This window comes from Haoranjiania flava, from assembly GCF_025631005.1.
Classification (GTDB): domain Bacteria; phylum Bacteroidota; class Bacteroidia; order Chitinophagales; family Chitinophagaceae; genus Haoranjiania; species Haoranjiania flava.
The window spans coordinates 19,880-40,961 of record NZ_JAOTPL010000011.1; the positions used below are offsets into that span (position 1 = coordinate 19,880).

The window sequence follows — 21,082 nt, forward strand, 5'->3', positions numbered from 1 at the left end:
ATATGAGTGATTTAAGAGACAGTATAGCAATTTCAGAAGCTATCCTTAATAAAGTAGACGCAAAGATCAAAGAAGGCGATATACTGTCTATTTCTGTGAACACTTTAAGCCCCGAATCAAATGCCTTGTTCAATAAAGGTGAAATGATCACCCCGGGAATATCTTCTACGCCAAACCTTACAGCCTATAGCGGAGCCACTACTTTATCAAACGTTGGTTACCTGGTAGATAAAGACGGCAATATTAATTTCCCGGTTATTGGGGTTGTTAAATTAGATGGTTTAACTATTGAGCAGGCAAGGCAGAAATTAACAACTGAAATTGCCAAACAGACCAAGAATCCCATTGTGAATATACGGTTCATGAACTTTAAAGTTACGGTGGTGGGCGAAGTCATGAAGCCTGGTACATTCAATATTTCTAATGACAAGATCAATATACTGGAAGCGCTGGGCATGGCCGGGGATATGACGCCTTACGGCAAGAGAGAGAATGTATTGGTTATACGTGAAGATAATGGGGTACGTACGCTTGGCAGGGTAAATATGAATACACGTAATCTTACACAATCTCCTTTCTTTTATCTGCAGCAAAATGATGTGGTGTATGTTGCACCGCAAAACGCACAGAAAATGCAACAGGTTACGAACTCCGATTACAAAATAATTTCCTTAGCCACAGCGTCTGTATCGATAATTGCGGTTATTTTATCGAGCATTTTAAATAAAAAATAATATATGCCTGAATTTGTTGCAAACGAAAACGATAGCATAGAAGGGTTGTCTGATAAAATAGATTTGCGTGCCGAGCTGAATAAGTATCTCAGATATTGGTATTGGTTTGTTTTGGGCGCTTTGCTTTGCCTGTTTGCCGGCTGGCTTTACCTGCGTTATACTACTCCCGAGTACAATATTTCATCTACCTTATTGATAAAGGATGATAAAAAAGGCAGTGATTTAGGAGGAGCCGCATTTTCTGATCTTGATATTTTTAAAACCCAGAAAAGTATAGACAATGAAATAGAAGTTTTAAAAAGTAAAAGCCTCATGCAGCGGGTTTTTGAATTGTTGCCTTTAAAAACTTCTGTTTTTGCTGAAGGCAGATTTAAAAAATCAGAGGTATATAAAGACAGTACGGTAATAACCGTAAACGCCATGCGCGTTGACTCTGCTGCTTACAAAATCAAGGAAGGTATTAAAGTTGAAATTCTTGATAACTTCACGTTCAATCTTACAGACAGTAAAGGAAAAACAAAATACAGAAGCGGTGAAATTATCAATAAGCCTTACGCCCGGTTTGTAGTCAACCTTGGAAAAGATGTTAAGAATGGAGAAGACTATACGATCCGGTTCAACGATCTTCGTTTATATGCGGCAAATTATACTAACAAGCTGTCTGTTACCCCTGTCAACAGGGATGCAAGTGTACTAAACATCTCTATGATTGATGCTTCGCCTGAAAAAGCCATTGACATCATCAATACTTTAATTACACAATACAATATTGAAGCCATCCAGGACAAGAACCAGATATCTTCCAACACCATTAAGTTTATCGACGAACGCCTCATTAGCCTGGTGGGTGAGCTGAGCGGGGTGGAAAGAGACGTGGCAAACCTAAAAGGCAAATACGGTGTTACAGATGTGACCACAGATATACAGCGCTACAGCCAGCAGGCCATAGAGTTTTACAAACAACAGGAAGAGGCAAAGATCAAAACCAATGTCATCAATTCCATCCAGTCGTATATGAACCGTCAGGGCGCTTTGGTTCCCAGTGCATTAGGTATTGAAGATCCGGCTTTGAACGGCTTAATACAATCCTATAACGAGCTTCAGCAACAAAGAACTCAATTGCTCAATACAGAGCAGGAAGGTAGTGTGCTGGTACAAAATGTGGATAAGAATATTGCAAGTTTAAAGTCGCGCATCAATGAAAACCTCAAAGTGATCGAGCGCGGCGCCAACATTGCTCAAAGCAACCTGCAGCGCAACTTCCAGCAGTTCCAGGGCAGCATACAAAATGTGCCGGATGTAGAACGCCAGCTCCTTGAGATCAGAAGGCAGCAATCCATTAAAGAAGGCATTTATTCTTACCTGCTGCAGAAGAAAGAAGAAGCACAGTTGGCGCTTGTCTCCACGCTTGCCAATTCCAGGACAATTGATCCCGCTACAGCTACAGATAAACCGGTAAAGCCAAAGAAATCCCTGATCCTGTTGGCTTCTTTGGTATTAGGGTTATTGATTCCCTTCATTATTATTTACCTGAAGAATCTGTTGGATGATAAAGTCCGCTTGCAATCAGACATTACCAATAAATCGCAAGTGCCTATCCTGGGTGAAATTGCTGCAAGCACCGTAGACGATACCCTGGTGGTACGGGAGAAAAGCAGGACACCTATTGCAGAAATGTTCCGTTTATTGAGAACAAATTTACAGTTTGCATCACTGGATAAACCCTTACAGACTATTCTGACTACTTCCAGCATGAGTGGCGAAGGAAAAACTTTCTTCTGTACCAACCTTGGTGCAAGTATATCGCTTACCGATAAGAAAGTTGTTGTGCTGGAATTCGACATCCGCAAGCCCAAGTTACTGTCCGGCCTCGGCATGAAAACCAGGCATGGCATTACACACTATGTTATTAACCACTCACTGACTGTTGATGATCTGATCCGTCCTGTTGAAGGTTTGCCTAATTTGTTTGTAATTGGCGCCGGTCCTATACCGCCAAACCCCGCAGAGCTGATACTTAACAAAAGAGTTGATGAATTATTTGCCGAGCTTCGCCAGAAGTTTGATTATATTATAGTAGACTCATCACCGGTAGGGCAGGTGGCGGACGTATTCTCTCTTAACAGAATAGCAGATGCTTCTTTGTATGTAGTGCGCTACAATTACACGTTCAAGGAACAGGTTAACATCCTTAATGACATTTACAACAACAAAAAACTTACTAATTTAATGGTTGTAATGAATGATGCCAAGAAGCATAATGCTTATGGCTACGGTTACGGCTACGGCTATGGTTATGGATATGGAGAAGTTGTACGAAAGAAAACAGTCTTCGAAACAATCAGGGGTTGGTTTGGGAAATAGGTTTATTAATTGATAATTGATAATGGATAGTTGATAGTGGAGAGTTGAAGTTGATAATGGACAGTTGACAAGGCCAGGGAAAAGGGTATCGATCCTGAGAGTTTACTCTCTCTGCCCGGATGAACTGATACCTCACGCAGAAAACGATCCATGGCAGCGGCATTGCGATAAACCGCAGCACTGCGTAGGATTAGAAGCAATCCCCGGATTCAGTCTGGCTTAGGGATGAGGTTTGATGGGTGAGAGGTAAGAGGTAAGAGGCCATTAAAGCCCCAAGACCTAAACAAATCCACAAATTCACAAATCAACCATCTCCAAGTTTTAGCAGGCTCCACGCAGAGACCGCAGATTTTGGCGGAGAGAACGCAAAATGCATGACTTGAGTAAATTTCTCTCTTTGTGAGTTTTAGTGTCTTCATCGCCTACTTTGTGTTTAAACAAACATGCTTAAACACTAAAGGACACAACGTTTTGCACAAGGTCTACGAGCTAATGGTTTCGTCACTGCGATACGGAGCTATAGCTGAGTAGAAGCAGTCTCTGAGTTTGGATTTATGATGTTTGGCTTATTCTTTGCGTTTTTCCCTGTCTGGCTTTGCGTGAAATATAAATTATATTTGAAAAGAGAGAAGTAAAAAGTAAGAGATAAGCGGTGGTGTCTCGTCATGAGGGGTTTTTACTTCTTAGTAAGCCCTGGCCTGGTGCCAATCAGGATGTTTCTTGTGGTTAGTTAAAAAAGCACTGTGTAAAGATTTCTGCTGTATTGGTACCTTCGTGGCAAATTTTTCTTATACTCATTGCCGGCAAATTTTTAAATCTGTACACATGCAACCTCGTATAGCAGTTATTGGTCTCGGTTATGTAGGCCTGCCGCTGGCACGGCTATTGGCTACAAAATACCCTGTGGCCGGGTTCGATATTAATGAGAAAAGAGCAGCACACATTCAAACAGGTGAGGATAGAAACTTAGAGGTCGATCCTGCACTTCTGCGCCGGGTATTGCTCCCGCAAAATCCCCTCCATAAGGATGTCAAGGGCTTGTATTGTTCATCAGCTGTTGAAGATATCCGGCCGGCCAATATTTACATTGTTACCGTACCCACACCTATAGACTCCTTTAATAAACCAGACCTCAGCAGCCTGAAAAAGGCAAGCGCTATGATCGGCGGCCTTTTAAAAAAAGGCGATATAGTGGTTTATGAATCTACGGTATACCCCGGCTGTACAGAAGAAGTTTGTGTGCCTGAGTTGGAGCAATTTTCAGGGCTCAGGTACAATGTTGATTTCTTTTGCGGCTACTCACCCGAAAGAATTAACCCCGGTGATAAGGTGAATACTATTGAAAAAATTAAAAAGATCACATCCGGCTCGACGAAAATTGTTGCAGAGAAAATTGATCAATTGTATGCTTCCGTTATTACGGCAGGTACTTATAAAGCCTCATCCATAAAAGTAGCCGAAGCAGCTAAGGCCATTGAAAACGCCCAACGGGATTTGAACATTTCTTTCATGAATGAGCTGGCACTGATCTTCGACCGGTTGGATGTAGATACAAATGAGGTGATTGAAGCAGCGTCAACCAAGTGGAATTTCATTAAATTCAGGCCCGGCCTGGTTGGCGGGCATTGCATCAGTGTGGATCCTTACTACCTGGTACATAAAGCGGAAGCGGTTGGTTACTATCCCGAGGTGATCCTTTCAGGGCGCAAGGTAAACGACCAGATGCCTTTGTTTGTGGCTAATAAATTGGTTAAATTAATGATAGCCAAAGGTGTTGAGGTTAATAAATCCAGAGTATTGATATTGGGTTTTAGCTTTAAAGAGAATTGCCCGGATTTCCGCAACACCAAGATCATAGATGTATACAGAGAATTGCAGGAATTTGGTGTGGGTGTAGATGTTTACGACCCGTGGGTTTCCAGCCGGGATGTGTATAAAGCGTATGGAATTGAATTGCTGCCGGAACTAAGTAATTTAGAAGAATACAATGGCATAATCCTGGCGGTGGCACACAACGATTTTATGCAAATCGACTGGGCGGCTCTAAGAAAACCCGGAACGGTGATCTTCGATGTAAAGTCAGTGCTAAACAGGGAGCTGGTGGATGGAAGGTTGTAATTTGTGATGTGAATGGTGAAATAGCCATAAAGATTAGGAATTTATACCAACCGGGACTGAAATATTAATCTAAAAAAGCCGGTTATTCCATGTGGCAACTGAAAAACAAATAAAAATACACACATGAAACGCTCATGATAATTTTTTGCACACAGGAAATATATAATCAGCATTCCATTCCACAAAAACATTAGCCGCAAAGCGGCGTACTTAAAATTATATGAATGAAATAGCCATAAGCAAGGTTGCATACCAACCGCGAATGAATAAAGGCTATTCCATGTGACCATAAATAAAAATTAAAAATACACACATGAAATAGCCATAAGCAAAGGTGCATACCAACCGGGAATGAAATATTAATCTAAAAAAGCCGGTTATTCCATGTGGCAACTGAAAAACAAATAAAAATACACACATGAAATAGCCATAAGCAAGGTTGCATACCAACCGCGAATGAATAAAGGCTATTCCATGTGACCATAAATAAAAATTAAAAATATAGAGACATGAAAGGAATCGTACTCGCCGGAGGCTCCGGTACAAGGCTTTACCCCGTCACCAAAGGGATATCCAAGCAATTGCTGCCCATCTACGACAAGCCTATGATCTACTATCCCATTTCAGTTTTGATGTTGGCGGATATCAAAGAAATTCTCATTATCTCTACACCCCAGGACCTGCCTGGCTTTCAGCGCCTGCTGGGCGACGGCTCAGACTACGGTGTAAGATTTGAATATGCCGAACAACCCAGCCCCGATGGGCTCGCCCAGGCTTTTATCATTGGCGAAAAATTTGTTGGTGATGACAACGCCTGCCTTGTTTTGGGCGATAATATTTTCTATGGTCAAAGTTTCCAGGACATGCTTAAAGAGGCTGTGAAAAATGTGGAAGAAGAAAACAAAGCTACCGTGTTTGGCTATTATGTAAACGACCCCGAACGCTACGGTGTAGCTGAGTTTGACGATGCCGGCAATGTGCTGAGCATAGAAGAAAAGCCTAAAGAGCCGAAATCTAATTATGCAGTCGTAGGCTTGTATTTCTATCCCAATAGTGTGGTTGAAGTTGCCAAAAACATCAAGCCTTCAGCGAGGGGTGAGCTGGAGATCACAACCGTGAACCAGGAGTTCCTGAAGCAGAATGCTTTGAAGGTACAACTGCTGGGCAGGGGCTTTGCCTGGCTGGATACCGGTACCCATGATTCATTATCCGAGGCAGGCACCTTCGTGGAAGTACTGGAAAAACGCCAGGGATTAAAGATCTCCTGCCTGGAAGAGATCGCCTATAGAAAAGGCTGGATCACCCAAGAGAGATTGCTGGAATTAGCGGAGCCCTTAAAGAAAAATGAATATGGGCAATACCTGGTAAAGCTGGCGGAAGGGGGGATGTAGTGCGCAAGTGAACGAGTGACCAAGTGATGCAGTTAACCAGTTATGTGTGACGGTTACAGATAGAATTGTTTCATAATTTCATCACCCGATAAATCCATAACTTGATAACTATTCAAATATGCCAGAAATAAAATCTCATAAGGACTTAAATGTGTGGAAGGCAGCTATGGATATGGTGGTAACACTATATGATATCACAGCTACATTTCCTAGCACTGAAATTTACGGATTAACATCTCAAATCAGGCGCGCTGCAGTTGCTATTCCATCTAATATCTCAGAAGGCTGTGCCAGGAAAGGATCAGCTGAACTTACCAGATTTTTATATATATCGTTAGGCTCATTAGCAGAAATAGAAACGCAATTAGAAATTGCCGTACGTTTAGGATATATAGCTGATTTTCATCAGATCGAAGAAAAGATCATTTATATCAGAAGAATGATTGTAAATTTAATAAAATCGCTTAAAAATTAACTTGATAACTTGATAACTCCATAACCTCATAAAACCTCATCCCACCCATGACCATTACACCCACTACGCTTAACGATTGTTTTATTATTGAACCTAAAGTCTTTGCAGATGACCGCGGCTATTTCCTGGAATCATTTTCTGAAAAAAAGTTTATAGAAGCAGTGTGCGATACCCGTTTTGTGCAGGACAATGAATCCAAGTCATCCTATGGTGTACTGCGCGGGCTGCATTTTCAGAAACCGCCCTTTGCGCAATCCAAACTGGTGCGTGTGATCAAGGGAGCAGTTTTAGATGTGGCAGTAGATATGAGGCGCTCATCTTCAACATTTGGTAAATCTTTCGCTGTAGAGCTTACTGAAGACAATAAAAAACAATTGTTCATTCCCCGCGGGTTTGCTCATGGCTTTGTTGTATTGCAGGACGATACGATTTTTCAATACAAGTGCGATAATTATTATGCTCCTGAAAGTGAAGGCGGTATTTTGTGGAACGATCCCGAATTGAACATTGATTGGAAAGTGCCTTTTGACAAAATCATCCTTTCGGAAAAAGATAAAAAGAATCCGTTGTTCAGAGAGGCATTTGTATTTGAGGGATGATGGATGGTAAAATGTGAAAGGTGAAATGTGAAAGGTAAGATGTGAAAGGTGTGATGTGAGACGTGAGGTCATTAAAGCCCCAAGACCTAAACAGATCCACAAATCCACAAATCCACAAATCCACAAATCAACCATCTCCAAGCTTTAACAGGCTCCACGCTGAGAGGCCTTCTCCCTTTGTGCACCTTAGTGTCTTCACCGTGCACTTTGTGGTTAAAGTCATCTCAAACACAAGAGGACACAAGGATTTGCACAAGGGGCACCACCGGCCACGAATGCACGAAGAGGGAGATTGCTTCGCTCGGTCCAAAGGACTCCGGAACTGTCGGAGTACCTCGCTCGCAATAACGATCCTGGAGTGTGCGTCATTGCGATAAAACGTAGCGCAGCGAAGTTTTAGAAGCAATCTCTTTAAACAAATCAACAAATACACAAATCCACAAAAACTTCATAACATGATCACTCCATCACTTGATCACAACATCACATCTACTAATCCACACCTGACACAAATTATTCTTTTTGCCATTGCCGCAAAAAGAATCAAAAAAGTCTAGCCTGCCTGAAGGTGACCCACGCGCATGAGCTCTGACCCGGAAGCAATTTGCACTCAGGAACAATTGCTTCGCCGCATTTACTCTAAGATCTATCATTTCTTTCGGGCGAATCAATCATCTTCCGTGCATTGCTTCCTGTCACTGACAGGCAGGCGATGGTGCGAGCTGTCCTCTTAGTGTAGCTTTATCTGTTTTGTGCAGATTGTGGTAAAACAAACATTTATTTTTGTGTTATTGTGTCTTTATGTTGAACTTTGGGTTCTAAACATAACTTCATATCTGGTTAACTTCATAACTTGTTAACAGAAACGATGATAAACTATAAAACAAATTCTGAATGGAAGAGAAGTCTATTTTAATTACCGGCGGCACGGGGTCGTTGGGCAAGGCGCTCACTAAAACGCTTGTCGATAAATACCCTCAATTTAAGCGGCTGGTGATATATTCCAGGGATGAACAAAAGCAGTTTCAGATGGCTCAGGAATTCCCTGTTGATAAGTATCCTCAAATCCGTTTTTTTATTGGCGATGTCAGAGACAAAGAAAGACTGATACGGGCAATGAGGAATATAGATTATGTTGTTCATGCGGCAGCCATGAAGCATGTTCCTATTGCAGAATATAATCCTGACGAATGTGTTAAAACAAACATTCACGGCGCACAGAATGTAATTGATGCCTGCCTGGAAACCGGGGTGGAGCGTGTTGTCGCTCTTTCTACTGACAAGGCTTGTGCACCTGTTAATTTATATGGCGCTACCAAACTGGCTTCTGATAAATTATTTGTAGCTGCTAATAATATTACCGGCTGGAATCCCATCCGTTTTTCGGTAGTGAGATACGGCAATGTAATGGGTTCAAATGGCTCTGTAATACCTCTTTTCATCAAAAAGAAAAAAGAAGGCATACTCCCGGTTACTGATCCAGATATGACGCGCTTCAATATATCCTTACAGGGAGGTGTAGAAATGGTGATGCATGCTTTATTCAATGCCTGGGGAGGAGAGATCTTTGTTCCTAAAATACCATCTTACAAAATTACAGATATTGCTGCTGCAATCTGCCCGGAGTGTAAGTGTGAAGAAATTGGCATCAGGCCCGGGGAAAAAGTACATGAGGAAATGATTACCTCCTCTGATTCTTTTTATACGTATGACATGGGCAGGTATTATGCCATTTTGCCGGCATTGCCCAAGTGGAATATTGAAGATTTTAAAAAACACTTCAATGCACACCTGGTTCCGCGGGGTTTTACTTATAACTCCGGTGAAAATACAGAATGGGAAACGGTAGACTCGCTCAGAGCTTTGATAAAGCAGCACGTAGATTCCACGTTTGATATTTAGCATAAATGCAGTGATCCTATGAAGATGGAACCATACAGTATAAATTATTCCTGCATAACGGAAGGTAGTTTGCCGGGTGGGAAAAATATCAGCCGTGATACGGCACATTAAAAATACACAGATGAATACAATCCCTTACGGAAGGCAACATATAACAGAAGAGGATATCAAAGCGGTCACTGAAACCCTGCTTTCTACACATCTCACCCAAGGCCCTAAGATTGCTGAATTTGAAAAAAAATTTGCAGAATATGTTGGCGCTGAATATGCAGTTGCTGTATGTAATGGCACAGCCGGGTTACACATAGCGGCTTTATCATTGGGCCTGCAACCGGGAGATAAAGTCATTACCACGCCCATTACATTTTCCGCCACTGCAAACTGTATCCGGTATTGTGGCGCCGAAGTAGTTTTTGCAGATATTGACCCGGACACCTGGCTGTTGGATATCAAAAAAGTAAGAGAACTTTTACAGGCATCGCCCAGAGGGACTTATATAGGGATCATACCCGTGGATTTTGCAGGCAGAATGGTAAACCTGGAAGCGTACAGGAAACTGGCTGATGAATACGGCCTTTGGATCATAGAAGATGCATGCCATGCACCTGGGGCATACTTTATAGACGCATACGGCCATAAACAAGCAGCAGGTAATGGGCAATTGGCCCATGCTTCGGTTTTTTCGTTTCACCCGGTGAAACATATTGCATGTGGTGAAGGAGGTATGATAACGACAAACGATATAGAAGTATACAAAGAACTCAACAGGCTTCGCTCCCACGGCATTACCAAAGGCGATGACAGCTATATAAATTCCAACGTTTTTGCCTGCGGAACGGAAGATTCGGGTTCCTATCCTGGCTGGTACATGGAGATGCAGCAGTTGGGCTATAATTACAGGATGACGGATATACAGGCGGCGCTGGGAGTAAGCCAGCTAAGCCAGGCAGAACAAGGCCTTAAGAAGAGAAGGGCGATTGCACAAAAATACCACGATGCATTTGCCGGCAATGCTTCCGTTATACGGCAATCCGGCTATGTAGAAGGCCATGCTTACCATTTGTATGTGATCGAGGTCAGGGATCGTTTTAAATTGTATGAATATTTAAAAAGCAATGGCATTCTAGCCCAGGTACATTACATACCGGTGCATTTAATGCCTTATTACCGCCAATCCGGCTGGAAAGAGGGGGATATGCCCCATGCGGAAAACTATTACAAACATTGCATCAGTTTGCCCATGTATCCAACCCTGACAGATGAAGAGCAGCAGTATGTGATCAATAAAGTTTTATCATTTGTAAATGAAAGCAATCACAATTAATACAGACAGATTAATTTTAAAAAAACTTACGGCTGACCATTTATCGGCCGCTTATGTAAACTGGATGAACGACCCGGAAGTAAACAAATATTTAGAGTCGGGAGGAGATTATACTATAGATAAACTGAATGCATTCTTAATTGAACAGGAAAAGAAAAATATTTTATTCTGGGCAATTCATTTGAAAGAAAACGGAAGGCATATCGGCAATATAAAAATTGATCCTATCGATCAGGAAAACTTATCAGGTGAATATGGGATAATGATAGGCGATAAGGCGGCCTGGGGAAAAGGCTTTGCCAAGGAGGCTTCACTGGCGGTAATTCAATATTGTTTCCGGGAAATTGGTTTGAAGCATATAACTTTAGGTGTCGTTGACCAGAATCAGGCTGCTTTACAATTGTATCACAACATAGGTTTCAGGCGTATCAGTGAAACGGAAACTACCAATAAATACAACGGAGTGCATAGCAAAACAATAAGAATGTCAATTTCCAGATGAACAGCAAACTTATATTAGGCACAGTACAGTTCGGGTTAAATTACGGCATAAACAATGTATATGGCCGCATGCCTGATACTGAGATCAGGCAGGTATTAGATTTGGCGTACAAGGCAGGTATAGATCATCTGGATACGGCAGCCGATTATGGAGATGCCGAGAAAAAAATAGGAAAGCTTTCAGCACAAGAGTATAAGTTTAAAATCTTCAGCAAATTTTCCAAAAAGCCCGGTATTGATTGGAAAGCATCTTTAAAACAAAGCCTGGCTGACCTAAAAACAGCAAAGCTGGATACAGTCATGTTTCATTCCTTCGAGGCATATGAACAAGCTAAACCATACATCACGGAAATAATTATTAAAGGCAAAAACAAATTGTTTGATAAACTTGGAGTGTCTGTATACACTAATGAAGAATTGAATAAATTGGTTGACGATGAATATATACATACAGTCCAATGCCCGTTCAATCTGCTGGATAATCATTTTCAGAGAAGTGAAAGCCTCAAAAAACTTAAAAACGCCGGTAAAACCATTCACACAAGGTCTGTTTTCCTGCAGGGTCTTTTGTTGATGGACTTAGATAACATTCCAGCCAGGTTATCTCCCTTGTATAGTGCCTGCTTACAGATCAGGTCCATTGCTTCAGAAAATCATTTATCCATAGGCCATCTTGCATTGCAGTATGCTTTATCCAAAGATTATATAGATGGTGTATTGATCGGGGTTGACGCTCCTGGACAGTTAAAAACCAATATGGAGTGGTCCCTTAAGCCTGTGACTCAAACGATTTTGTCAGCAATAGATGAAATACCCGTTTCCGAAACTTCATTATTAAATCCGTCAACATGGTAACCCCCAAAATTATCATAGTCACGCAGGCACGTGTAGGCAGTTCCCGTTTTCCAGGAAAAGTATTACAGCGCGTTGATGATAAGGATACTTTATTGTCTCTGCATTTAAAGAGATTGAAGAAATCAAGATTGGCCGGTAAAATTATTGTTGCCACCACCTTCGAGGAAAAAGCCTGTGGAATAATTGATATAGCTTTACAGGAAAATGTCTCTGTATTCCAGGGATCCACCAATGATGTGCTTGACAGGTTTTATAACGCTGTAAAAGCAGATGCGCCGGACTATATAGTGCGTGTCACATCTGATTGCCCGCTTATTGATGCTGCATTGATAGACAGTATCATCGGGATGGTGGTTGATAAGCGCCTCGATTACGGGGCCAATATTCTTAAAGAAGATTTCCCGGATGGCCAGGACGTGGAAGTGTTTACTTTCAAAGCTTTGGCGAAGGCATGGAAAGAGGCTTCGCTGAATTCAGACCGCGAGCATGTGACTCCTTATATCAGAAAAAATTCTACATACAATGGCGGGGATATGTTTAGATCTGACAACTATAGTTCCGAAGTAAGTATGAATCATGTGAGGATGACTGTAGATGAACCTGCCGACCTGGACACCATCAAAGCACTGCTGGAGCAGTTAGGGCCGGATGCAGGTTGGGAAGTTTATGCGAATTATATAGTTGATTCCGCAAATCTATTTTGCAACCAGCAAATTAAAAGAAACGCAGGCTACGAAAGATCGCTTAAAAATGACTAATAACCCGATCATATAAACTATAAATAAAATCCCATGGAAATTAGAGAATGTAAAAAATGCGGCTTTGTTTTATCCACAAGGCCCAATTTAAAAGAGGTTGATGGGGTATGTTCTGCCTGTATCAATCACGAAAAAAAGAAAAGTATTGATTTTGCATCCAGGCAGGCGTGGCTAACGCAATACATTAAAGAAAACAAGACCCATGAAAAATATGATTGCCTGGTAGCGGTGTCAGGCGGTAAAGATTCTACAACCATTATCAGGAAGTTATTTGAGAACCACGAAGTAAAAAAGGTATTATTGGTTAATCTTACTGAAGAATTTACCCATACCCAGGCCGGGGTGCACAATTTAAATAACCTGGTGAAAAGGTACAATTGCGACCTGATCACTTTCCGTATCAATCCCGAAGAGCTTGCAGCAAGTATGCGGCATGGATTAACGGAGTATTTAAATCCGTTGAAGTGGCTGGAAGAGCAGATTTACCAGGTACCTTTAGACATTGCCAAAAACTACGGCATTAAGCTGGTCTTTTACGGCGAGAACCCCGAATATGAATATGGGTCAAATGAGGAACTGGAAATCTTTCACCACGCATCCACCGACGATTTGAGAATTATTTACATGGGAGCAATTTATCCTTACTCTGCGCAGGAATGGTATAAACTGGCCTCAGAAGTAGGCTTCAGGGATCTGAATTATTACAATGAATGGCAGAGGCATGGCCAGATAGAAAACTATTCACAGATTGACAGCATAGGCTACAATATGGGCGTGTGGACCAAATTCCCGAAGTTTGGTTTTCAAAGAGTAAGTGATATGGCATGCAGGTTTGTCAGGGACGGTGTGCTCACCAAAGCGCAGGCGCGTAAACTGATCATGGAGCAGGATTATATTTGTGATCCCTCTTCTAAAAGAGATTTTTGCAGGGCTGCGGGCATTACAGAACAATATTTTGATGAAATGGTTGATAAACATGCCAACCCTGATCTGGTAGAAAAAGATATAAACGGGGTATGGAGAAGAAAAGATTTACTATAAAACTATCCGGATGAATACAGGACAAGATTTATACAAAAAGGCAAAAACATTGATTCCCGGCGGAACCATGTTGCTATCCAAAAGGCCCGAAATGTTTTTACCTGAAAAGTGGCCTTCTTATTACTCCAAAGCCAGTGGGTGTTATGTATGGGACCTCGATGGAAACAAATACACAGATGTATCCATCATGGGCATTGGTACCAACATTTTAGGATATGGAAATAAAGAGGTTGATGAAGCAGTAGCGGAGGTGGTAAGAAAAGGGAATATGTCTACCTTCAATTGTCCGGAAGAAGTATACCTGGCTGAAGAGTTGATCCATATGAACCCTTGGGCAGATATGGTACGCTTTGCACGCTCAGGTGGTGAAGCCAATGCCATTGCCGTGCGCATAGCCAGGGCAGCTTCCGGCAAAGACAAGGTAGCTGTTTGCGGTTATCACGGATGGCACGATTGGTATTTATCTACCAACCTGGGAAATGAGGAAGGTTTAAGCCGGCATTTATTGCCCGGCCTTGACCCTGCAGGTGTGCCTCAAAACCTGAAAGGCACGGTGCTTCCATTCTTATATAACGACTTTGAGGAATTGGAAAACCTGGTAAAAGAGCATAATATCGGTGTTATTAAAATGGAGGTGCAGCGCAATATGCCACCCAAAGAAGGCTATTTGGCGCAGGTGCGCAAACTGGCAACCGATCATAATATTGTGCTGATTTTTGATGAATGTACTTCGGGCTTCCGGGAAACCTATGGGCCGATATTTAAAAAATATGGTGTAGAGCCGGATATGACTGTGCTTGGAAAAACTATTGCGAACGGTTATGCCTTAACTGCGGTGGTAGGCAGGAGGGAAGTTATGGAAGCAGCCCAGAGAACTTTTATCAGCTCCACATTCTGGACAGAGCGTATCGGACCCGCGGCTGCGCTTAAAACTTTGGAAGTGATGCGCGACCTGGAGCCCTGGAATTACATCACGGAAATGGGTGCCTATGTAACTCAAAACTGGCAAAGGCTGGCAGAAACCCACCGGTTGAAGATTGATACCTTTGGCATCCCTTCTCTCGCAGGTTTTGCTTTTCAATCCGGTGAGGCATTAAAATATAAAACCTTCATTACACAGGAAATGTTGAAGAAAGGTTATCTTGCTTCTACCTTGCTGTACAGTTCAATGGCACATAGTAAAGAGATAATAGATGGATATTTAAGTGAATTGGACGGGTTATTTAATACCATTCATCAATGCGAATCGGGTGAGCTGGCTATTGATTCCTTGTTAGAAGGGCCCGTATGCCACGGAGGATTTAAAAGATTAAACTAATGGACTTTGCTGTTAAATACGCTTGTTTAAGTAAAAATACTTTCGCCAAAGGCGAATTTTCAATAGTGCCTGTCCGTTACCAAGACCGTTTTGAGATCATGAAATGGCGCAACGAGCAGCTATATCATTTACGCCAGGTGAGACCGCTAAGCCCCCAGGACCAGGAAAACTATTTTAGTACAACAGTGGCAGGACTCTTTGAAAAGGCGCGGCCGGAACAGGTATTGTTTTCATACTTAAAAAATGAAACTTGTATCGGTTATGGCGGGCTTGTTCACATCAATTGGATTGATAGGAATGCAGAGATTTCTTTTATAATGAAAACGGAGTTCGAAGAAAAAGAATTCCAAAAGCATTGGAGCATCTACCTGGAATTAATAGAGCAGGCGGCATTCCGGGAATTAAAACTGCACAAGATATATACCTACGCTTTTGACCTGCGTCCGCATTTATACGAAGCGCTGGAAGCAAATTTTTATACTAAAGAAGCTGTTTTAAAACAACATTGTTGCTTCAACGGGTTGTATAAAGACGTGGTTATCCATGCTAAGATAAATGATCCGGTTACCATCAGGCCATTGCGGGAAGCCGACAAACAATTAACTTTTGAGTGGGCCAATGACTCGCTTACGAGGAAAAATTCTTTCCATACAGCGCCCATATTGTTTGAAGAGCATTCCAAATGGTTTGATGCAAAAATGCAGGATCAAAAAGCTTATTATTTTATTGGAGAAGTCGGCTCTCAGCCTACAGGGTTGATACGCTTCGATTTTGATGCTTCCGAAAATGCCTGTATTGCCGGCATTACCTTAGACCCGCGCTTCAGGGGAAGAAACTTAGGCGTAGAATTTTTAAAAATGGCCTGCGCAGAACTTACTAAATGTGTAGAAACCGAGATCATAGCCTATATAAAAAAAGATAATGCGGCATCAATAAAAATATTTGAAAAAGCCGGCTTTGTATTCCTATCCGGCATAGTGATTAACCATAATAAGTCTTTGAAGTACCGTTACCAGGGAGCAAAGTAAATTTGCAAATTATCTTTTGGAAAGAACGTAAATTTTTATGAACATAATTATCATTGATCATGAACCCTACTCATTCAGGAAAAAATCTCATTATTACATAGATGAGTTTCTTGCCGATGGATGGCATGTACAATACTGGGCAGTAAACAATGCGTTGGATTATTTAACAGGCATACAATATACTTACAGTGAAGAGGATGCATTTGTAAAATATTATTTCAATGTTGATGCTATCATTCAATCCATAAGGAATTTCGATCCCTCCGATACCATTTTTATTATGGAAATATCGTTTCGTACTTCTACAACTAAGATATATAAAACACTATACGATAATAAATATCATTGGGTGCGTATAAACTACTACCTGAATCCTACTGAATATTTCAGGGGGAAAAAAACTCTGAGGGATAAGTTACAGAAATTCAGCATCCGGTCTTTACTGAAAAAAATAAAAAAGTTGCCGCAACAAAGGGTTTACAAAAATCCTGTTTATAATGTGCCTGATATTTTATTTATTACCGGTAATAAATACGATCATGTAAAAGCGGTAAAAGAAGTTGCATCACTCGACTACTACGATGTAGAGGTTTATGATAAAATTAAAGATTCTCCTGCAGTTTTACCATATGATTATATTGTTTTTTTAGACGTGATGTTGATGAATCACCCGGATATAAAACGTGCCGGCTATGAATTTACAGGCTATGAAAAAATCTACTATGAGGCGCTAAATGCTTTGTTCGGTAAAATAGAAAAACATACAGGTCTCCCCGTGGTGATAGCCAGCCATCCGAAGGCCAATTACAACAATGAGTTTGGCGCGCGCCAATGCATAAAGCATAAAACTGCAGAGCTGGTGATCCATAGCAGTTCCGTACTTACGCACGGCAGCCTGTCTATATCGTTTGCATTGTTTGCAAAAAAGCCTATAACTTTTATTTATAGTGAAAGGTTGTTTAATGTAAATTATTTTTTACGCGAATTTCTTAACGGGGTTAATAATGCAAGTGAGCGCTTAGGCGCCGAAAAGATCAATATGGATGACCCATCCTCCCTCGCTTTATCAAAACAGGTGGATGATGAAAAGTACGATAAGCTCCTGGAAGAATTATACCTGAAACCGGGTAATTCCTGTTCTAACTTTGAAATTTTAAAGCAGTCATTTGTCAGGCTGTTGGATAAATAAAGAATGTATATACGGCCTGAAGAATCACTACATGGTAAGTCTACTAAGTGCAAAATTATTACAACTATGATCAAAAACAATTCAGTATTCATCATTGCAGAGTTATCGGCCAATCATGGCGGGGATATAAATATAGCTCTTGAGACTGTGAGAGCCGCCAGGCGCAGCGGTGCAGATGCTGTAAAACTGCAGACCTACACTGCCGATACAATTACATTAGATTCCGGTAAAGAAGATTTTATGATCAAAGGCGGCACTATCTGGGACGGCAGGAAACTTTACGATTTATACAAAGAAGCCTATCTGCCGTGGGAGTGGCACCGGGAGATATTTCGAGTGGCAAAAGATGAGGGGCTAATTTGTTTTTCTTCACCTTTCGATAAAACAGCTGTTGATTTTCTCGAAGCGCTGAACTGTCCCGCTTACAAGATCGCTTCTTTCGAGATTACAGATATCCCGTTGATTGAATATGTGGCATCCAAAGGCAAGCCTGTAATACTTTCTACCGGTATTGCCTCGTATGAAGATATAGCACTGGCAGTGAGCGCTTGCAGGCAGGCGGGCAACAATGACATTACGTTGCTCAAATGTACTTCGTCTTATCCTGCCCCGGTTGAAGAAGCCAACCTGGTAATGATGCAGCAGTATGCAACAGATTTCCAGGTAAAGGTGGGTGTATCCGACCACACGTTGGGAACAACAGTACCTGTCGTAGCAACAGCTGTAGGCGCTACCGTTATTGAAAAACATTTTATCCTGGACAGGTCTGTCGGGGGGCCGGATGCCAGCTTTTCACTGGATGAAGCCGAATTTACAGCAATGGTACAAGCGGTACGTGCTGCGGAGAAAGCTGTAGGCCGCGTTTCTTATGAGCTTACGGAAAAGGAAAAAGCAGGCAGGGCTTTTGCACGCTCTTTGTATGCAGCAGAAGATATAAAAGCAGGGGAGGTGATTACTGAAAAAAATGTGCGCTCCGTGCGCCCGGGATTTGGGCTGCATCCGAAATATCTCAAAGATATTATAGGAAAAACAGTTTTTACAAATATTAAAAAAGGAGATGCGTTGCGGGAAGATTTATTGTAGTTTAAGGTGAGAGGTAAGATGCCAAAGGTCCGGGATATGCGCCATTGCGATAAAACGTAGCGCATGATCACTTGATCACATCATCACTGGATAACACATCAACAAATCAACAAATCCACATCTAAACAAATAACCCTTTCCATCTAAACACCTCCACAAATACACAAATACACTTCTTTTACCCGTCACACGATCACAAGGTAACAACGTCACTTGATAACTTCATCACTAAACACATCAACACCTCCACAAATACACAAATACACTTCTTTTACCCGTCACACGATCACAAGGTAAAAACGTCACTGGATAACTTCATCATTAAACAAATCCAGTTCTGGCTATTCTTTTTGCCATTGCCGCAAAAAGAATCAAAAAAGTCTAGCCTGCCTGAAGGTGACCCACGCGCATAGGCTCTTGCCCGGAAGCAATTTGCACTCAGGAACAATTGCTTCGCCGCATTTACTCTAAGATCTATAATTTCTTTCGGGCGAATCAATCACCTTCCGTGCATTGCTTCCTGTCACTGACAGGCAGGCCTTCGGTTCGGGCACTTAAGTATTATCGAAGCTTTCAAATTGATTTGAATTATTAACCACTTCAAAATGCAGCATTTCGTCATGGATGCTAAGGTTAGGAATCGCCGGCATGCCAGTGGAAGGGAAAACTGTGCGGAACAGTGATTCCTGCTGCGCGAAATATAAATATGATTCAAAAGCAGCTGCCAGTCAGCAGGAAGTGTTCTTGCAGCACAGAGTTTTCCCGCTCTGAGCCTTGTGCGCTGCCCACCTTATGCCGGCTTGATTTTTTGTAACTTTTTTTATCAAGAAATAACCATAAAGATTAGTAATCTATACCAATCGGGAATGAGTATTGAATCTAAAAACCAGAGTTTCCATGTGACCATAAAGAAAAATTAAATATATACACATGAAATAACCATAAAGATTAGGAATCTATACCAACCGGGAATGATAATAAAGAATTAAGGTTTTGGTTATTCCGTGTGGCAAACAGAAAAATTAAATATTAACACATGAAAAAAAGTTAGGAAAGAAGATTGCTTCTGCGTTCAATAAGTTGATATATTTTTATTGCCGGTATAGTTTTCACGCTAAGGCCGCAGAGAACTCACGCGGAGATCGCAGAGCAGTTTTAATCTGACTTATGATGTTGTGTGCACTTTAGTGTATTCTCGTGCCAAATTCCACAAAAACCCATCACTCATCACAATAATTCACAAATTCATAATTTATAATTGCTATTTCTTTTATTACCTTTGCCAAGTTTTTCAATATTACCTTTGCCAAGTTTTTCAAACTAACTTCTATGCAAAAAACAATCATTATCACCGGCGGAGCGGGATTCATCGGCTCACATGTGGTTAGAAGGTTCGTGAACAACTATCCCGGTTACCAGGTTATCAACCTCGATAAACTCACCTACGCCGGCAACCTGGCCAACCTAAGAGATATAGAAGACAAGCCCAACTACCGTTTTGTAAAAGGTGATATTGTGGATGCAGCGTTTATCAACAATTTATTTGCACAGGAACAGCCTTATTCCGTCATACACCTGGCAGCAGAAAGCCATGTAGACAGGAGCATTACCAACCCGCTGGAGTTTGTGATGACTAATGTGGTAGGCACCTGCAACCTGCTCAATGCTGCAAAAAACACCTGGAAAGGCGCTTACGGTCAGCACAGGTTTTACCATGTATCTACCGATGAGGTGTATGGCGCATTGGGAGAAGAGGGTCTATTCACCGAAGAAACCAAGTATGATCCGCACAGCCCTTATTCCGCTTCAAAAGCAAGCAGCGACCACTTTGTACGCGCTTACCATGATACCTATGGCATGGACGTGGTGATATCCAATTGCAGCAACAATTACGGCGCTAATCATTTCCCTGAAAAACTCATTCCCTTGGCTATCAACAATATCAAACACAACCGCCCGGTGCCGGTGTATGGCAAAGGCGAGAATGTGCGCGACTGGCTGTGGGTAGAAGACCATGCAAGAGCTATTGATGTAATCTTTCACCAGGCTAAACCAGGTGAAACCTACAATATTGGTGGACACAATGAGTGGAAAAATATTGACCTGATCCGCTTATTGTGCCAAATAATGGATAAAAAATTAGGCAGAGTGGCAGGCGAATCTGAAAAACTGATTACTTTTGTCACCGACCGTGCAGGCCACGATTTGCGCTATGCCATTGATGCTACGAAGTTAAAAGAAAACTTAGGCTGGGAGCCAAGCCTACAATTTGAAGAAGGGCTGGAAAAAACAGTAGACTGGTATCTGGAGAATGAAGAATGGCTAAAACAGGTTACAAGCGGAGGCTATCAGAAGTATTACGAGGAAATGTATTAGGATAACTTTATCGTTTGTTAAATCTC

Annotated in this window: 17 protein-coding genes; all 17 read left to right on the plus strand. The window is 41.7% G+C overall.

Annotated elements, in window-relative coordinates; genetic code table 11:
- Positions 1 to 2: 2 nt before the first annotated feature.
- The gene (locus OD355_RS08685; protein WP_263038074.1) at positions 3 to 734 is read left to right on the plus strand and encodes a polysaccharide biosynthesis/export family protein; all 732 of its coding nucleotides are present in this window, start codon (positions 3 to 5) and stop codon (positions 732 to 734) included.
- A 3-nt stretch (positions 735 to 737) separates the two neighbouring features.
- Positions 738 to 3,098 carry a GumC family protein gene (locus tag OD355_RS08690; RefSeq protein ID WP_263038075.1) on the plus strand — a complete coding sequence of 787 codons (2,361 nt, stop codon included), beginning with the start codon at positions 738 to 740 and terminating at the stop codon, positions 3,096 to 3,098.
- Between the two features lie 825 nt (positions 3,099 to 3,923).
- Positions 3,924 to 5,216 (plus strand): nucleotide sugar dehydrogenase, encoded by a 1,293-nt coding sequence (locus OD355_RS08695; RefSeq protein WP_263038076.1) that lies wholly within the window; start codon positions 3,924 to 3,926, stop codon positions 5,214 to 5,216.
- A gap of 509 nt (positions 5,217 to 5,725) precedes the next feature.
- Positions 5,726 to 6,607: a glucose-1-phosphate thymidylyltransferase RfbA gene (gene rfbA / locus OD355_RS08700; RefSeq protein WP_263038077.1), complete on the plus strand. Its 882-nt coding sequence runs from the start codon at positions 5,726 to 5,728 to the stop codon at positions 6,605 to 6,607.
- 118 nt (positions 6,608 to 6,725) lie between these two features.
- Positions 6,726 to 7,082 (plus strand): four helix bundle protein, encoded by a 357-nt coding sequence (locus OD355_RS08705; RefSeq protein ID WP_263038078.1) that lies wholly within the window; start codon positions 6,726 to 6,728, stop codon positions 7,080 to 7,082.
- A gap of 47 nt (positions 7,083 to 7,129) precedes the next feature.
- On the plus strand, positions 7,130 to 7,681 hold the full coding sequence (gene rfbC, locus OD355_RS08710; protein WP_263038079.1) for a dTDP-4-dehydrorhamnose 3,5-epimerase: 552 nt from the start codon (positions 7,130 to 7,132) through the stop codon (positions 7,679 to 7,681).
- 894 nt (positions 7,682 to 8,575) lie between these two features.
- Positions 8,576 to 9,583: a UDP-N-acetylglucosamine 4,6-dehydratase (inverting) gene (pseB, locus tag OD355_RS08715; protein ID WP_263038080.1), complete on the plus strand. Its 1,008-nt coding sequence runs from the start codon at positions 8,576 to 8,578 to the stop codon at positions 9,581 to 9,583.
- A 121-nt stretch (positions 9,584 to 9,704) separates the two neighbouring features.
- Positions 9,705 to 10,907 (plus strand): UDP-4-amino-4,6-dideoxy-N-acetyl-beta-L-altrosamine transaminase, encoded by a 1,203-nt coding sequence (gene pseC, locus OD355_RS08720; protein ID WP_263038081.1) that lies wholly within the window; start codon positions 9,705 to 9,707, stop codon positions 10,905 to 10,907.
- Entirely contained in the window at positions 10,888 to 11,409 is a 522-nt protein-coding gene (locus tag OD355_RS08725) for a GNAT family N-acetyltransferase (RefSeq protein ID WP_263038082.1), read from the plus strand. Before pseC ends, OD355_RS08725 begins: the two co-directional genes overlap by 20 nt.
- The gene (locus OD355_RS08730) at positions 11,406 to 12,263 is read left to right on the plus strand and encodes an aldo/keto reductase (protein WP_263038083.1); all 858 of its coding nucleotides are present in this window, start codon (positions 11,406 to 11,408) and stop codon (positions 12,261 to 12,263) included. The genes OD355_RS08725 and OD355_RS08730 overlap by 4 nt, the downstream gene beginning before the upstream one ends.
- Positions 12,257 to 13,021: a cytidylyltransferase domain-containing protein gene (locus OD355_RS08735; RefSeq protein ID WP_263038084.1), complete on the plus strand. Its 765-nt coding sequence runs from the start codon at positions 12,257 to 12,259 to the stop codon at positions 13,019 to 13,021. The genes OD355_RS08730 and OD355_RS08735 overlap by 7 nt, the downstream gene beginning before the upstream one ends.
- Positions 13,022 to 13,054: 33 nt before the next feature.
- Positions 13,055 to 14,062 carry an adenine nucleotide alpha hydrolase family protein gene (locus tag OD355_RS08740; RefSeq protein WP_263038085.1) on the plus strand — a complete coding sequence of 336 codons (1,008 nt, stop codon included), beginning with the start codon at positions 13,055 to 13,057 and terminating at the stop codon, positions 14,060 to 14,062.
- A 10-nt stretch (positions 14,063 to 14,072) separates the two neighbouring features.
- Entirely contained in the window at positions 14,073 to 15,380 is a 1,308-nt protein-coding gene (locus OD355_RS08745) for an aminotransferase class III-fold pyridoxal phosphate-dependent enzyme (RefSeq protein WP_263038086.1), read from the plus strand.
- Positions 15,380 to 16,408, plus strand: coding sequence for a GNAT family N-acetyltransferase (locus OD355_RS08750; RefSeq protein ID WP_263038087.1), 1,029 nt, complete (start codon positions 15,380 to 15,382; stop codon positions 16,406 to 16,408). Before OD355_RS08745 ends, OD355_RS08750 begins: the two co-directional genes overlap by 1 nt.
- Positions 16,409 to 16,445: 37 nt before the next feature.
- Positions 16,446 to 17,597, plus strand: coding sequence for a hypothetical protein (locus tag OD355_RS08755; protein ID WP_263038088.1), 1,152 nt, complete (start codon positions 16,446 to 16,448; stop codon positions 17,595 to 17,597).
- A gap of 66 nt (positions 17,598 to 17,663) precedes the next feature.
- Positions 17,664 to 18,680 (plus strand): pseudaminic acid synthase, encoded by a 1,017-nt coding sequence (pseI, locus tag OD355_RS08760; RefSeq protein WP_263038089.1) that lies wholly within the window; start codon positions 17,664 to 17,666, stop codon positions 18,678 to 18,680.
- A 1,329-nt stretch (positions 18,681 to 20,009) separates the two neighbouring features.
- Positions 20,010 to 21,056, plus strand: coding sequence for a dTDP-glucose 4,6-dehydratase (rfbB, locus tag OD355_RS08765; RefSeq protein ID WP_263038090.1), 1,047 nt, complete (start codon positions 20,010 to 20,012; stop codon positions 21,054 to 21,056).
- Positions 21,057 to 21,082: the final 26 nt, after the last annotated feature.